Here is a 15,100-nt window from a genome sequence, read left to right on the forward strand (position 1 = left end):
CTTATTTCACCACTTTTAAATGCGACGCTTTTTTCGGTTTTGGCGGTTCAGGCTCGGGGTTGTCATCTTCCAGCGCGTTGCTGAAAATATCCGCCTCGTCTTCTTCCTCTTCCAGCGTAAATACCGTGCCGGCGCCGTTTTCCCGTGCGTAAATCGCCAGTACCGCCCCCACCGGGATGTACAGCGCAAAAGGCTGACCACCAAAGCGGGCGTTAAAAGTGACCGCATCATTCGCCAGTTGTAAATTGCCAACAGCTGAAGGTGCGGTGTTCAACACTATCTGCCCATTCTGCACAAACTGTGTCGGTACTTTTACGCCACTGAAGGTCGCATCAACCACCAGATAGGGCGTACAGTTGTTGTCGACTATCCATTCGTAAAACGCCCGTAGTAAATAAGGGCGGTTTGCCGTCATTTTCATTACAGCTTCATTCCCCGGCGAATTTCACGCTCCACATCGCTTAAAGAGGCTTGAAACGCATCGCGCTCAAAAATCCGTGTCATGTAGTTTTTCAGCTCTTTGCTACCCGGGCCGGACAGTTCGATACCCAACAGTGGTAAACGCCATAGCAGCGCTGCCATATAGCAATCGACCAGACCAAACTCTTCACTCATAAAAAACGGCGCTTCGTTAAACAGTGGTGCAATAGACAGCAAGCCTTCTTTTAATTCCTGTCGCGCCATAGCGGCGTTGTCGTCACCATTTAATATTGCTGTGGCCAGCCGGTACCAGTCTTTTTCAATACGGTACATCATCAAACGGGCCTGGCCGCGCGCCACCGGATACACCGGCATTAATGGCGGGTGCGGAAAGCGCTCGTCCAGATATTCCATAATGATATTGGCCTGATACAGCGCCAGTTCACGATCAAGCAAGGTTGGCAGACTACCGTACGGGTTTACCTCGTACAGATCTTCCGGCAAGTTATCTTGTGCGACCTGAAGAATATCGACAGTTACGCCTTTTTCAGCCAGTACTATACGTACCTGATGGCTGAACATGTCATCAGCTGCTGAGAACAATGTCATCACAGGGCGTTTATTGGCAGTGATCGCCATGTCTTCCTCCGGTAAAATAAAAAACGGCAAAGGGGCGCTAAGGCCCCCGTAAACATAACTAGTTGAAAAAACTAATTAATGTACATCTCTCCAATATTCTTTCTTCAGCAAATATGCCAGCACAAAGAAGATCAGCAGAAACACCATGACCTTAACACCAAGCTCACGTGATTCCAGTTTGGTCGGCTCACCAACGTATTCCAGGTAGTTTACCAGATCTGCTACAGCGCGATCATATTCTTCTGCGCTGAGCTCACCGCTACCGTCGGTTTTAATACCAACATACACCTGCTTCGACTCGCCATCGACCAGCCGGGTCTCATAGGCTTTGTATGGCAGGCCTTGTAACTCTTGCAGTACATGCGGCATACCAACCATCGGGAACACGTCGTTATTTACACCAAACGGACGCGCCGGGTCAGCATAAAAACTGCGCAGATAAGTGTATAACCAGTCCGGTCCGCGCACGCGGGCCACGTTAGTTAAATCTGGTGGCGTAGCACCGAACCATTTCTCACCATCTTTTGCCGACATATTGTTAGTAATATGGTCGCCGACTTTCTCGCCGGTAAACATCAGGTTTTCCATACCAACATCTTCCGGAATACCTAAATCACGGAAAGTACGTGAATAACGCTGGTATTGCATCTGATGGCAACCTAAACAATAGTTCTGGAACAGCTTGGCACCGTTTTGTAACGAGGCTTTATCGGTCAGATCAATCGGTGCTTTATCCAGTGGCACTGCAGGCCCGGCCGCCATCGCCCATGATGACGCCACTAATGCCATTACTGAAAATAAATTCTTCATCATCAGGTCAACCTTACTGGTAGTGGTTTTGTTTTTTCATTCTTGCTGTAGAACCACAACAGAACAAAGAAGCCAAAATATGTGAACGAGAAGATTTGTGCCAACAAGGTATAAATACCTTCTGCCGGCAACACGCCTAATACACCCAGCGCAACAAAACTAACACAGAAGTTAATCAGGTTGGCGGTGTGCAAGCCACTACGGTAACGGATAGAACGTACTGAACCACGATCGATCCATGGCAATAAGGCCAGGGCTAAAATCGCCAGGAACATAAAGACGGCACCAAACAATTGATCCGGTACGGCACGTAAAATAGCGTAGAACGGTGTGAAGTACCATACTGGCGCTATGTGTGCTGGTGTCTTCAGCGGGTTGGCAGCCTCAAAGTTAGGCGGCTCCAGGAAATAACCACCGCCCTCTGGCAGGAAGAAAATAACCCAGGCGAACACTAACAGGAAACCAGCTACACCCACCAAATCTTTTACCGTGTAATACGGATGGAAAGGTATAGCATCAACAATGACCTTCTTGCCACCACGGGTAAAGTACTGGTGAAAGGTAAATTTCTTGTCTGCTTCAGTCAGCTCTACGGTGCCGTCGTTATCTTTTTTGATATCGATACCGTCTGGGTTATTTGAACCCACTTCATGTAGCGCCATGATATGCAGAAACACCAGTATCACCAGTACCAGTGGCAAAGCAATAACATGCAAGGCAAAGAACCGGTTTAACGTAGCACCTGAGATAACATAGTCACCGCGGATCCACAGCGTCAAATCATCACCGATACCGGGTATAACACCGAAGATTGAAATAATAACCTGAGCGCCCCAGAACGACATCTGGCCCCATGGCAGCAAATACCCCATAAAGGCTTCGGCCATCAACACCAGGAAAATCAGCATGCCGAAAATCCACAGCAGTTCACGTGGTTTCTGGTAAGAGCCATACATCATGCCGCGCAGCATATGCAGGTATACCACTACGAAGAAGGCTGACGCACCGGTGGAGTGCATATACCGCAGCAACCAACCGTAATCAACATCACGCATGATGTATTCTACCGAGGCAAAAGCGCCTTCAGCTGAAGGTTCGTAATTCATGGTTAACCAGATACCGGTCAGGATCTGGTTTACCAGTACTAACATGGCCAGCGAGCCAAAGAAGTACCAGAAGTTAAAGTTTTTCGGTGCCGGATACTGCATAACATGGAGATTCATTTTCTCCATAAAGGGTAAGCGGTATTCAATCCAGCTCATCAGATTTTTAAACATCAGGCAGTCCCCTCATCTTCACCAATCAGGATGGTATTGTCATCGATAAACATATACGGAGGGATCTGCAAGTTGGTCGGTGCGGGTACGCTCTGGAATACCCGGCCTGCCATATCAAACTTAGAGCCGTGGCATGGACAGAAGAAACCGGACGAAACGCCTTCTACCTGAGCAGCAAAATCATTGGCAATATAAGTTGGTGAACAGCCCAGGTGCGTACAAATACCCACCGCGACAAAAATCTCGGGCTTTTTTGAGCGATGACGGTTTTGTGCATAAGCAGGTTGTTGTTCTACTTCAGATTCGGGGTCACGCAGCTTATCTTCGTGCGTTGCCAGCTCGTCCAGCATGGCTTGTGGCCGCTTAACAATCCAAACCGGCTTACCACGCCACTCAACCCGGATTAACTGACCCGGTTCAAGCTTACTGATATCCGCACTGACCGCTGCCCCCGCCTGTTTTGCCTTTTCACTCGGCATCCAGGACGCGACAAAAGGCACAGCAGCTCCGACAGCTCCCACGCCCCCTACAACTGAGGTTGCAATGGTAAGGAAGCGGCGGCGACCATGATCTACAGGCGCATTGCTCATCCACTCATCTCCACGTTAACGCTTAAACAGAATTTAAGCGGCTGAATTTCAGCAATTATTATAAATTGAAAAAATAACGCCGATCATAATGAAAAGCCCTGCTTTACACAAGGATTAAGGCAAACTGAATCGGTATTATCTTGCTCGTTTGCGTTATACGCCATGCCGCCGCAGCCGGTTTGCTGTTAGCAGACGGCTCGCAGTACAGGCAAAAAAAACCCGGCAACAGGTGCCGGGCTTTGTGTACTTGATAAAACGCTTAACGTTTTGAGTACTGTGGACGTTTACGTGCTTTACGCAGACCCACTTTCTTACGTTCAACCTGACGGGCGTCACGGGTAACGAAGCCTGCTTTACGCAGTGCTGGACGCAGTGACTCGTCGAACTCCATCAGTGCACGGGTAATACCGTGACGGATAGCACCGGCCTGACCGCTGATACCACCACCTTTAACAGTGATGTACAGGTCGAATTTCTCAACCATATCAACCAGCTCTAATGGTTGCTTAACAACCATACAAGCGGTTTCACGACCGAAATAGTCAGTTAACGCGCGCTGGTTGATAACGATGTTACCTGAACCGGCTTTTAAGAAAACGCGGGCCGTTGAGCTTTTACGACGACCAGTTCCGTAATATTGATTCTGTGCCATGTTATGCTCCGATTAAATATCTAATACTTGCGGTTGCTGAGCAGCATGCTGATGCTCGGCGCCGGCGTAAACTTTCAACTTACGGAACATAGCGCGGCCCAGTGGACCTTTAGGTAACATGCCTTTAACAGCAAGTTCCAGCACCATCTCTGGCTTTTTCGCAATTAATTTCTCGAAGCTGATTTCCTTGATACCGCCTGGGAAGCCAGTGTGAGAGTAATACATTTTGTTCTGCGCTTTAGCACCGGTAACCGCTACTTTCTCTGCATTTACCACGATGATGTAATCACCGGTGTCAACATGCGGAGTGTATTCTGGCTTGTGCTTGCCACGTAAACGGGCAGCGATTTCTGTTGCGATACGGCCCAGCGTTTTACCTGTCGCATCAACAACGTACCAGTCGCGGGTTACGCTTTCTGGCTTTGCAGTAAAAGTTTTCATTGTTTCTATCCAAAAATAACTTAGTTACACCTGACACCGTGCAGGGCTGATGCAGCGGATGTCGTTAGCGTACCCCTTCGAGTACAAAAACTACCGGGCTAACGGCAGTATTAGGCTGTAACGTAGGCCGGGCGCGGATTATATATTAACCAATTTGAAAAATCAGCATTCTAATGCAAATTTTCTTACTCTGGCGTTAAAGGGTTAGGGCAAATGCGCTTTAGCCAGATAATCGTGTGACTGCATTTCCTGTAACCGGCTGATACAGCGCTTAAATTCAAAGTTCAGAATACCATCGCTATACAAGTGTTCTAGCTCTGTTTCTGCCGAGATAATCAGTTTGACGCTACGTTCATAGAACTCATCCACTAAGGCAATAAAACGGCGTGCGACATCATCATTCTGCCGTCCCATACTCTTTACGCCGGATAATAATACGGTGTGATAACAGCGGCTCAGCTCCATATAGTCATACTGGCTGCGCGCTGTCTCGCACAATTCTTTAAAGGCAAACCAAACCACGCCATCGGCCTCAAACCGGGTTTGCAAGGTACGATTGGCCACTTCAATTTGCACATCCTGCTGCCTTGGCTCGCTCGACAGCGCAATAAAGTACTGATGTAAATTGGTTTCGGCCTGTGCGTCGAGCGGGGCATGATAAATCTCCGCTTTCTCCAGCGTACGCAGGCGGTAATCAATACCACTGTCGACATTCACCACCTGAGTATGTTGCTTTATCAGGGCGATAGCCGGCAAAAAGCGGGCGCGTTGCAAGCCGTTGCGGTATAAACCATCCGGCTCAATATTCGACGTTGCAACCAGCGTAATACCACGGGCAAACAAGGCTTGCATCAGAGTGCCCAGGATCATCGCATCAGTAATATCCGAGACAAAAAACTCATCAAAACACAGAATATCGGTTTCCTGTTTAAACTTGTCAGCCACTTTTTGCAGTGGATCACTGACGCCTTTTAACAGCTTTAACTCTTCGTGCACCCGGTGCATAAAACGGTGAAAATGGATACGCATTTTACGCTGTGTTGGCAAACACTCAAAAAAGGTATCCACCAGATAGGTTTTACCGCGGCCGACACCACCCCAAAAATACAACCCCTGCAGCGGTTGCGATACTGGCGTTTTTCCGCTCAGTCGTTGCCAGAGCGAGGCTTTTTTTACCCTATGGTTGAGTAAGTCGTCATACAAACGCTGCAGCTGCACAACGGCAAACTCCTGCGCAGCATCATAGTGAAAATCGTGCCGGGTTAAATCCTGCTGGTACTTTTGTAATGGTGTCATGGCTGTCTTACTTGAAAGCTAGGTGAATAAGCCCTAAATACAAGCAATAATAGTAACATGCCTTACCACTACGGATAAGAAGTTAGGTTACACTATTGCAAGATATTAACTTGCACGAATTTAGCCGCAGGAGTTGTTATGGAATATATGTACGCCGTCGCCTGGCTTGGCACCGGATTAATTGTCGGGGCCGTTATCGCCCGTTTACTGACATTGCGGCAGCTAAACCAGCATAAATTGAAACTGGAGCTCGAAGAAAGCCAGACGCAACTGCAGCAGTACCGGCAGGATGTTTCCGCACACCTGGAGACCACCAACCAACTGATGACCCAGCTACAAGATAACTATGCCCGCATTGCCCGACATATTGCCGACTCAAAAATGCAACTGGTTGAGCGACCCACTGAATCTGTCAAGCAGGATATTAATTATCTGTCAGGCGACACCGCAGCCTATATTCGCCAGTCGTTAAATCAGATTGATGAGAAACGCCGCGTGTACTCCAGCGCTGAGCAGCAACCGCTTGATTATTCTGGCGAGGCCAGTGGCCTGATTAAAGAGCGCAAGCCTGCGCAATAATTTGTTACAGAATGCCTGACGCTAAGCTGAACTTTTTTTATTACGACACGTTCTTAGTCGCACAATGCTAAAGGAGACTATTACGCTATGAATAAGAAATTGTCATTGCTCGGCGCTGCTGTCGCCGCCAGTCTGATGTTGACAAATCCGCTACCTGCAGAGGCCAGAATACCGTTTTTCTCCAATGATCAGGAGATGCCAACACTGGCACCAATGCTGGAGCAAGCCACGCCGGCAGTGGTGCATATTTCTGTTGAAGGCAGCCGGGAAGTACGCCAGCGTTTACCAGAGGCCTTTCGCTACTTTTTTGGCCCACGGGGCCCAAACGAGTACCGTGAAGAGCGCCCTTTTAAAGGCCTGGGCTCCGGCGTGGTAATAGATGCAGATAAAGGTTACATCGTTACCAACAACCATGTAATTCAAGATGCTAAAGATATTGAAGTACGGCTTAAAGATGGCCGTACCTTTACGGCCAAAAAACTGGGGGCGGATCCGGAAAGTGATATTGCCTTGCTACAAATAGAGGCGAAAAAGCTGGTACAGCTGCCGCTGGCCGATTCCGATAAAATTCGCGTTGGTGACTTCGCTATCGCCATCGGTAACCCCTTTGGCCTGGAGCAGACGGTAACCTCAGGTATTATTAGCGCCCTGGGCCGCGGTGGCCTGGGTATTGAAGGCTTTGAAGACTTTATTCAAACCGACGCTGCCATTAACAGTGGCAACTCCGGCGGCGCGCTGGTTAACCTGCGCGGCGAACTTATTGGCATTAATACCGCTATTCTGGGGCCAAACGGTGGCAATATCGGCATTGGTTTTGCTATTCCGTCCAATATGATGAAAAACCTGGTGGATCAGATAGTTGAGCACGGTGAAATTCGCCGGGGTAGCTTAGGCATTCGCGGGCAGGATGTTACCGCCGACTTAACCGAAGCCATGAACCTCAGTGTCAGCCGTGGTGCCTTTATTAACGAAGTGCTGGCCGACAGTGCTGCCGATAAGGCCGGGTTAAAGTCTGGTGATGTCATTATTAGTATGAATGGCAACCGCATCAATTCCTTCCTGGAGTTACGTGCTAAGGTGGCGACACTGGGGGCCGGGCGCGAGGCTAAACTGGGTATACTGCGCGATGGTAAAGAACGTACTGTGACAGTAAAACTGCAAGAGCTGGCCAGCGGTCAGGTTGCTGCCAATCAAATTCATCCGATGCTCGAAGGCGCTGAATTATCGAATGCAGATAAAGGTGGCGTGAAAATTGACAGCGTGGCGAATAATTCGCCAGCCGCGCAAATTGGTTTACTGACCGACGATGTGATCCTGGGCGTCAACCGCCAGCGCGTCGCTAATCTGGCCGAGCTGCGTAAAGCGCTGGAAAACCGCAATGGTATAGCCGCGCTGAATATTCAGCGCGGTAACACTACCTTGTATGTGTTAATTCGCTGATAGCTAACGCTTAAGCAGTAGTATGACGCTACTGCTTAAGCAATATTAATGCTATGCTGGCGCCATCTTTTAATTAATAAAACCGCAAATCCCGTGGCAAAATTTTGGTTTTTTCTGCTTAAAAGCTGCGCCTACGGGCTAGCGCTGGCCTTTGTACTAATATGGTTCTTTCCGGCGATCAATTTTTCGTCCCTCACCCTATTCAATACCAGCAGCGAGAGCGATGAGCCGGCAGCGATAAGTTACGCCAAAGCCGTGCGCCGCGCTGCGCCGGCGGTAGTGAATGTCTATACCCGCAGCACCCTGGTTGACCCGCGCTCGCTGCGCCCGCGTACTATTGAGCGCCAGGAGTTAGGCTCTGGCGTGATTATGAGTAGCCAGGGTTATATTTTAACAAATTATCATGTGGTTAATGGGGCTGACTATATCGAAGTGGCATTGCAAGACGGCCGCACCTTAGAAGCGGTGCTGATTGGCCAGGATCAGCTGACCGATCTGGCTGTATTGTATGTTCAGGCAGAAAATTTACCGGTGATCCCGCAGGATCAACAATTGGAATCTCAGGTGGGTGATGTCGTGCTGGCGATAGGTAATCCGCTGAATCTGGGCCAAACCATTACGCAGGGTATTATCAGTGCCAATGGCAATACCGGGTTAAGTTCACGCGGTTATATCGACTTTATGCGCATGGATGCCGCCATCAACCGCGGTAACTCAGGCGGTGCCCTAGTTAACAGCAACGGCATCCTGGTGGGGATCAATGCTGCCGCTTTTCAGCTGGAGGATCAGGATATTCAAGGTATTTTCTTTGCTATCCCTTACAAGCTGGCACTGAATATTATGCAAAAGTTGATTAAACAAGGCCGGGTAACCCGCAGCCATTTAGGCGTTGCCGGTGACGCTGTGGTTAACGCCGCCGGTGAGCGGTTGATTTCTTCCGGACAACGCTTATATGGCCTCAGCATTACCGCCGTTAACAGTAATGGCCCGGCTGCTGAAGCCGGTTTACAGGTCGGCGATATACTGTTAAAAATCTCCGGGAAGCCATTTAGCAGCGTACAACAAGCGCTGAATATGATTGCTGAAACCGCGCCCAACAGCGAGCTGGCCCTGACCATTGACCGCAGTGGTCAAATCATCACTATGAACGCCACCGTACGCGAATTGCGCCGATAAAAAACGCGGCTTAAGCCGCGTTTACTCTTTCAATGCTGGCGCCGAGGCGTTTCAGCTTGTGCTCTATTTGTTCATAGCCACGGTCAATGTGATAGATCCTGTCGACCACAGTGGTACCTTCTGCCACCAGTCCAGCAATAACCAAACTGGCGGAAGCACGTAAATCCGTCGCCATGACCTGAGCCGCAGTGAGTTTATCGGTATGCTGACACACAGCGGTGTTGCCTTCCAGGCTAATGCGGGCGCCCATGCGCTGCAGTTCCGGCACATGCATAAAACGGTTTTCAAAGATGGTTTCCGTTACCATTCCTACCCCGTCTGCCACCACATTCAGCACAGTAAACTGGGCCTGCATGTCAGTAGGAAAGCCGGGATGGGGTACGGTTTTAACATTAACGGCTTTCAGTGTACGTCCGGTCATATCAGCGCGGATCCAATCCGGGCCGGTACTGATGGCAACACCCGCCTCACGCAGTTTTTCCAGCACCACTTCAAGTTCCGCCGGATCGGTATTACGGCAGGTAACATCACCACCGCTTACCGCTGCTGCCACCAAAAACGTGCCGGTTTCTATACGATCCGGCAATACCTTATGCTCGCCACCATGCAGGGCATCGACACCTTCGACCACTATCGTATCGGTACCAGCACCACTGATTTTTGCGCCCATTGTATTCAGATAAATCGCCAAATCGACCACTTCAGGTTCGCGTGCGGCATTTTCTATCGTCGTGCAACCCTGCGCCAGCACAGCGGCCATCATCAGGTTTTCCGTGCCGGTCACACTGACCATATCCATGATGATATGTGCCCCTTTCAAGCGGCTGGCACTGGCTTTGATATAGCCATTTTCCACCACGATATCGGCGCCCATCTTGCGCAAACCATCAATGTGCAGGTTAACCGGTCTGGCGCCTATGGCACAGCCCCCGGGCAAGGAGACTTCAGCCTGGCCAAAACGGCTTAATAAGGGCCCCAGTGCCAGAATTGAGGCGCGCATGGTTTTCACCAGCTCATAAGGCGCAAATTGATTGTGCACTTTACCGGCATCTACCTGCACCAGATTGTCAGCAAAACTGACCTCTGCGCCGAACAGTTGTAACAACTTTACCGTAGTTTCAATATCTTTCAGTCTGGGAACATTACTGATAGTCGTTGGTTTTTCAGATAACAAGCTGGCAAAAAGTATTGGTAAGGCCGCGTTTTTTGCACCAGAGATAACCACATCTCCGTGTAACGCCTGACCACCTGTAACAAGAAATTGCTGCATAAATTACTACATCGGAGGGTTAAGAAGTTTTTCTCTACGCCATTGCTCTGGCGTAAAGGTCTTAATGCTGACAGCATGAATACTGCCATCAGCAATGGCAGCCATTAGCGGCGCATATACCATTTGCTGTTGCTTAACGCGGCTAACATCAGCAAAGCAACTTCCCACCGCCGTGACGGCATAATGGGAGCCTTCAGCACTGACCCTCACCTCAGTTAACTGCAGCTGCTCAGTAAGCAACTGCTCTATCTGTTTGATATCCAAAGTAAAACCTTAATTGCTAATTGGCAACAACGGCCGCACTGCCGTCACATCTGCCAATGATAACAGCTGTTTCGGTACATTACATAATGCTATTGCCAGTCCGCGCTGTTTTGCCTGCGCCAGCTGCTGCAGTAACCAGGCCAGGCCTGCGGTATCTATATTGTCCAGAGCAGCAAAATCGAAGTTTACTGCATCACCGGCGTCATTTAACAGCGTAAAGGGTGAATACAGCATTAACGTATCACGATTTAGTACACCGGTAAAACGCAACGTCTGGCCTTGTTTACTGATCTGCAGTGTCACTTTTCCTCCGCCTTAGTGATCGGTGCCTTGGCTTTTTCCAGCAATAAGGCAGTAACGCTGTTCAGGCCCTGCTGACGGATCAGGTTGCCCAGCTCTGCCCGCTTACTATCGAGTAAAGAAATGCCCTCTGCTACCATGTCAAATACCAGCCAATTTTCGCTGTCTTTGCCACGGCGCAATTTAAACTCAATATTAATATCCGGCTTACCGGGATCAATGACCCGGGTCTTAATACTGATAATCTTCTGGTTATCATTAATTCGTCCCGGCTCAATCATTACTTTCTGATCGCGGTACTGGGTAAACACACCGGCATAAGTCGCCACCATGTAGTTTTGAAAGGCATCAACAAAGGCCAGTAAGTCTTCACGGGGAGTCTGGCGTAAGTCGGCACTATTGCCAATGACCCGCAGCGCAGCGTAACGGCTGTCGATATAAGGTACCAGCTCTTCATTAACAATATCGCGCAGTACCTCAGGGTTCGCCGTTATTTTGCTTTGATCTTGGGCAATCCGGCTAAAGGTATTGTCTGCCAGCACTTCCATCATTTTAAATGGGTCACTGTAGGTAGGCGTTTCTGCACCACTGGTGTAGCTTGTCAGCGCCACAGCTGCCGCCAGTAATAAACTATATAATTTCATTATTAATTCCCGCGATTAAATAAGAATTGCCCAATCAGCTCTTCCAATACCAAGGCTGACTTAGTGTCTTCGATATAGTCACCATCACCAAGTATTTCAACGGTTTCGTCAAGAAAGCCTGGCTGCAAACCAAGATACTGCTCACCAAGCAGGCCCGAGGTTAAAATGGCCAGGGTGCTGGTTTCAGGAAAGTTATTGTAGTCACTGTTAATTTGTAACGTCACCACCGGCGTGTAATAGGTGGTGTCCAGTTCAATAGCAGAAACCCGTCCTACCACGACACCGCCCACTTTCACCGGTGAGCGCACCTTCAGACCGCCAATATTGTCGAACTTCGCATGTAATTTGTAGGTTTCCCCATTGCCGCCCATGCCACTGTTGGCCACTTTTAACGACAGCATCAAAAATGCCGCCAACGCCAATACAATAAAGCCACCAACCAAAATTTCAATTTTCCGCGTGGTCATGTTATCCACCAAACATTAATGCAGTTAAAATAAAGTCAAAACCGAGCACAGCAAGCGAGGCAGTGACAACGGTTTGTGTTGTTGCAGTGCTAATCCCTTCAGAGGTTGGCACGGCATCGTAACCTTTGTGTAAAGCTATCCAAATCACGATCAAAGCAAATACCACACTTTTAATCACGCCGTTAATAACATCTTCATAAAGATCGACATTTGCCTGCATCGCAGACCAATAGCCGCCGCCGTCAACGCCAAGCCAATCAACACCGACCAGGTGACCGCCCAAAATACCCACCGCCGTAAAAATGATTGCCAGCAGCGGCAGGCTTATTACGCCAGCCCAAAACCGCGGCGCTATGATACGGCGCAGTGGGTCAACCGCCATCATCTCCATGCTGGACAATTGTTCGGTAGCCTTCATCAAGCCAATTTCCGCGGTCAGCGCACTCCCGGCACGACCAGCAAACAGCAGGGCCGCAACGACCGGGCCCAGCTCACGTAACAAGCTCAGCGCCACCAAAGGCCCCAGCATTTGTTCAGCGCCGAATTTAACCAACACGGTGTAGCCCTGCAACGCCAGTACCATACCAATAAACAGGCCGGACACCAGAATAATCAGCAGTGATAGCACCCCTATCACATACAGTTGTTTAATCAGTAGCGGCAAACCTTTACGAATATCAGGCTTCCCCAGGATAGCACCAAACAACATAATGCCGGCCCGGCCAAAGCCAGTAATACTGTTGATGGCAGCAGCGCCGAGTTGTTGTAATTTATCTGCAATCACCCGCCTGACTCCATTAGTTCTGTCTCATAAGGTGCGGCTTTAAAATGAAACGGCACTGCACCATCGGCCTCCCCCTGCAAAAACTGCTGCACCAAAGGTGATGAGTGTTCGCGCAGTTGCTCCGGCGTGCCATGGCCGATAACGGTTTGCTCTGCCACAACATAAACGTAGTCAGCAATGCTCATTACTTCGGTAACATCGTGTGACACCACAACAGAGGTTAGCCCCAGAGCATTATTTAATGAACGGATTAAGCGTACTATCACGCCCATCGAAATAGGATCCTGGCCGGCGAACGGCTCGTCATACATAATCAACTCAGGGTCCAGCGCGATGGCGCGGGCCAGGGCAGCGCGCCGGGCCATACCGCCTGAGAGTTCAGCCGGCATTAAATCACGGGCACCGCGCAAACCAACAGCCTCAAGCTTCATCAGCACAATAAGCCGAATAAGGGATTCCGGTAGCCGGGTATGCTCGCGTATCGGGAAGGCAACATTGTCAAACACTGACATTTCAGTAAACAAAGCACCGCTTTGAAACAGCATACTCATGCGTTTGCGCAGCTGATATAACGCACTACGCGACAAGGTTGGAATATTTTGTCCGGCAAATAAAATTTCGCCACTATCCGGTTTTAGCTGGCCACCGATCAAACGCAACAGCGTGGTCTTGCCGATACCACTGGGGCCCATAATTGCCGTGACCTTGCCACGGGCAAACTGCATGTTCAAATCGCGGTAGATGACACGCTCACCGCGGCTGAACGTCAGTTGCTTTATATCAATTAGAATGTCTGACAAATTAACTCTCTTGGCCTGCCGTCAGGCTCCGGCTTTTTAAGGTGTGCAATATACATACATCTTTGTATGTTTTCAATTGCACCAGTTGCTAAGCTGCATTATTGTAAACGGCTTAACGCGTAAAGTCGTTACAAAAAATCGTAACAAACTGTGCGAAAAATCGATGATGGCCTCTTGCAGTAGCTTTTTTTGCATTTAGCGGCAATAAACTGGAAAATAATCGCCGCTATCCGTTTTCAATTCCGGGGAAACCATTTTGTCACCCTTATTGTTAGCTATTATTTTTGTCATTGTTGGCCTGGTATTATTAATCTGGAGTGCCGACCGTTTCGTGTTTGGCGCCTCTTCTGTTGCCCGCACTGCCGGCATATCACCGATGATCATCGGCCTGACTATCGTCGCCATGGGCTCTTCAGCGCCCGAGATGCTGGTCTCCGCCAGCGCCGCCTGGCAAGGCCGGCTCGATACCTCGGTGGGCAACGCTTTGGGTTCCAACATTACCAATATTTTGCTGGTCATAGGTGCGGCGGCACTGCTAAAGCCCATAGCGGTATCATCGCTGACGTTAAAGCGTGAATACCCGTTGTTAGTGCTGTGCACCCTGATTGGCTATTACTTTATCTCAGACGATGTCTTAACCCGCACTGAAGGCATGCTGTTATTAGTGGCGTTTGCCGGCTTTATCTGTTTGCTGATTTACTGGGGTAAACATGCCGGCGCTGATGACCCGTTAATTGCGGAAATTAACGCTGAGTTACCTGAGCCGGTTTCCATGTTGAAGGCTATGCTGTGGCTGTTAGCCGGCTTGCTGTTGTTACTGGCCAGCTCACAATTGCTGGTGCATGGTGCCGTTACCATAGCGCGCTACGCCGGGTTAAGTGATCTGGTGATAGGCTTAACCATCATTGCCATTGGTACCAGCCTGCCAGAGCTGGCAGCCAGTATTATTGGTATTTTTAAAGGTGAAGACGATTTAGCGCTGGGCAATATTATCGGCTCAAATATCTTTAATATTCTGGCGGTGCTGGGTTTGGGTGCCGTAATAGGCCCGGCAGCACTGGATCCGATGGCCGGCAGTCGTGACAGCTACGTGATGATAGGTGCGACATTGATTATGCTGCTAATGTCATTACGGCTTGGCCGCATTCAGCGTATCAACCGGCTTGAAGGCCTGCTGTTACTGTGCGGATTTATCGGCTATCAGTACCTGTTATTTCACACTTTAAGCCGCTAAGCCGGCAGGACGACACC

At 49.4% G+C, this 15,100-nt stretch carries 19 protein-coding genes; 4 read left to right on the forward strand and 15 right to left on the reverse strand.

The window, feature by feature from the left end; genetic code table 11:
* Position 1 precedes the first annotated feature (1 nt).
* The 8 genes from EYB30_RS12780 to zapE form a co-directional block, all read right to left on the reverse strand.
* Positions 2 to 415, reverse strand: a complete 414-nt coding sequence (locus EYB30_RS12780) for a ClpXP protease specificity-enhancing factor (RefSeq protein WP_166839360.1) — start codon at positions 413 to 415, stop codon at positions 2 to 4.
* Between the two features lie 5 nt (positions 416 to 420).
* Positions 421 to 1,059: a stringent starvation protein SspA gene (gene sspA, locus EYB30_RS12785; RefSeq protein ID WP_166839284.1), complete on the reverse strand. Its 639-nt coding sequence runs from the start codon at positions 1,057 to 1,059 to the stop codon at positions 421 to 423.
* Between the two features lie 75 nt (positions 1,060 to 1,134).
* Positions 1,135 to 1,872, reverse strand: a complete 738-nt coding sequence (locus tag EYB30_RS12790) for a cytochrome c1 (RefSeq protein ID WP_166839285.1) — start codon at positions 1,870 to 1,872, stop codon at positions 1,135 to 1,137.
* Entirely contained in the window at positions 1,872 to 3,146 is a 1,275-nt protein-coding gene (locus tag EYB30_RS12795) for a cytochrome b (protein WP_166839286.1), read from the reverse strand. Before EYB30_RS12795 ends, EYB30_RS12790 begins: the two co-directional genes overlap by 1 nt.
* Positions 3,146 to 3,736 carry a ubiquinol-cytochrome c reductase iron-sulfur subunit gene (petA, locus tag EYB30_RS12800; protein ID WP_166839287.1) on the reverse strand — a complete coding sequence of 197 codons (591 nt, stop codon included), beginning with the start codon at positions 3,734 to 3,736 and terminating at the stop codon, positions 3,146 to 3,148. The genes EYB30_RS12795 and petA overlap by 1 nt, the downstream gene beginning before the upstream one ends.
* Positions 3,737 to 3,995: 259 nt before the next feature.
* The gene (gene rpsI / locus EYB30_RS12805; RefSeq protein WP_134052688.1) at positions 3,996 to 4,388 is read right to left on the reverse strand and encodes a 30S ribosomal protein S9; all 393 of its coding nucleotides are present in this window, start codon (positions 4,386 to 4,388) and stop codon (positions 3,996 to 3,998) included.
* A 12-nt stretch (positions 4,389 to 4,400) separates the two neighbouring features.
* Positions 4,401 to 4,829 carry a 50S ribosomal protein L13 gene (rplM, locus tag EYB30_RS12810; protein WP_166839288.1) on the reverse strand — a complete coding sequence of 143 codons (429 nt, stop codon included), beginning with the start codon at positions 4,827 to 4,829 and terminating at the stop codon, positions 4,401 to 4,403.
* Positions 4,830 to 5,033: 204 nt separating this feature from the next.
* On the reverse strand, positions 5,034 to 6,125 hold the full coding sequence (zapE, locus tag EYB30_RS12815; RefSeq protein WP_166839289.1) for a cell division protein ZapE: 1,092 nt from the start codon (positions 6,123 to 6,125) through the stop codon (positions 5,034 to 5,036).
* A 138-nt stretch (positions 6,126 to 6,263) separates the two neighbouring features.
* Between zapE and EYB30_RS12820 the strand changes: the two genes are divergently transcribed.
* From EYB30_RS12820 to EYB30_RS12830, 3 genes are all read left to right on the forward strand, one after another.
* Positions 6,264 to 6,704 (forward strand): Z-ring associated ZapG family protein, encoded by a 441-nt coding sequence (locus EYB30_RS12820; RefSeq protein WP_166839290.1) that lies wholly within the window; start codon positions 6,264 to 6,266, stop codon positions 6,702 to 6,704.
* Positions 6,705 to 6,839: 135 nt separating this feature from the next.
* Positions 6,840 to 8,144: a DegQ family serine endoprotease gene (locus tag EYB30_RS12825; RefSeq protein ID WP_206674644.1), complete on the forward strand. Its 1,305-nt coding sequence runs from the start codon at positions 6,840 to 6,842 to the stop codon at positions 8,142 to 8,144.
* A gap of 93 nt (positions 8,145 to 8,237) precedes the next feature.
* Positions 8,238 to 9,320: a trypsin-like peptidase domain-containing protein gene (locus EYB30_RS12830; protein WP_241698025.1), complete on the forward strand. Its 1,083-nt coding sequence runs from the start codon at positions 8,238 to 8,240 to the stop codon at positions 9,318 to 9,320.
* 10 nt (positions 9,321 to 9,330) lie between these two features.
* On the opposite strand, the gene murA is transcribed toward EYB30_RS12830, so the two are convergent.
* Genes murA through mlaF form a run of 7 tightly spaced genes read right to left on the reverse strand, consistent with a single transcriptional unit; the run spans position 9,331 to position 13,849 of the window.
* Positions 9,331 to 10,590 (reverse strand): UDP-N-acetylglucosamine 1-carboxyvinyltransferase, encoded by a 1,260-nt coding sequence (gene murA, locus EYB30_RS12835; protein WP_166839293.1) that lies wholly within the window; start codon positions 10,588 to 10,590, stop codon positions 9,331 to 9,333.
* Positions 10,591 to 10,596: 6 nt separating this feature from the next.
* A complete protein-coding gene (locus EYB30_RS12840) occupies positions 10,597 to 10,854 on the reverse strand; it encodes a BolA family protein (RefSeq protein WP_166839294.1) in 258 nt (85 codons plus the stop codon).
* A 9-nt stretch (positions 10,855 to 10,863) separates the two neighbouring features.
* A complete protein-coding gene (locus EYB30_RS12845; RefSeq protein WP_166839295.1) occupies positions 10,864 to 11,157 on the reverse strand; it encodes an STAS domain-containing protein in 294 nt (97 codons plus the stop codon).
* Complete coding sequence (locus EYB30_RS12850; RefSeq protein WP_166839296.1) at positions 11,154 to 11,798, reverse strand: MlaC/ttg2D family ABC transporter substrate-binding protein; 645 nt, start codon at positions 11,796 to 11,798, stop codon at positions 11,154 to 11,156. Before EYB30_RS12850 ends, EYB30_RS12845 begins: the two co-directional genes overlap by 4 nt.
* A 2-nt stretch (positions 11,799 to 11,800) precedes the next feature.
* Positions 11,801 to 12,265, reverse strand: a complete 465-nt coding sequence (gene mlaD / locus EYB30_RS12855; protein WP_166839297.1) for an outer membrane lipid asymmetry maintenance protein MlaD — start codon at positions 12,263 to 12,265, stop codon at positions 11,801 to 11,803.
* A gap of 1 nt (position 12,266) precedes the next feature.
* Complete coding sequence (gene mlaE, locus EYB30_RS12860) at positions 12,267 to 13,049, reverse strand: lipid asymmetry maintenance ABC transporter permease subunit MlaE (RefSeq protein ID WP_166839298.1); 783 nt, start codon at positions 13,047 to 13,049, stop codon at positions 12,267 to 12,269.
* The gene (mlaF, locus tag EYB30_RS12865) at positions 13,046 to 13,849 is read right to left on the reverse strand and encodes a phospholipid ABC transporter ATP-binding protein MlaF (protein ID WP_166839299.1); all 804 of its coding nucleotides are present in this window, start codon (positions 13,847 to 13,849) and stop codon (positions 13,046 to 13,048) included. The genes mlaE and mlaF overlap by 4 nt, the downstream gene beginning before the upstream one ends.
* A 256-nt stretch (positions 13,850 to 14,105) precedes the next feature.
* Between mlaF and EYB30_RS12870 the strand changes: the two genes are divergently transcribed.
* A complete protein-coding gene (locus EYB30_RS12870; protein WP_206674635.1) occupies positions 14,106 to 15,083 on the forward strand; it encodes a calcium/sodium antiporter in 978 nt (325 codons plus the stop codon).
* The last annotated feature ends 17 nt before the right edge of the window (positions 15,084 to 15,100 follow it).

Origin of the sequence: Rheinheimera pleomorphica (assembly GCF_011634895.1) — a bacterium.
Classification (GTDB): domain Bacteria; phylum Pseudomonadota; class Gammaproteobacteria; order Enterobacterales; family Alteromonadaceae; genus Alishewanella; species Alishewanella pleomorphica.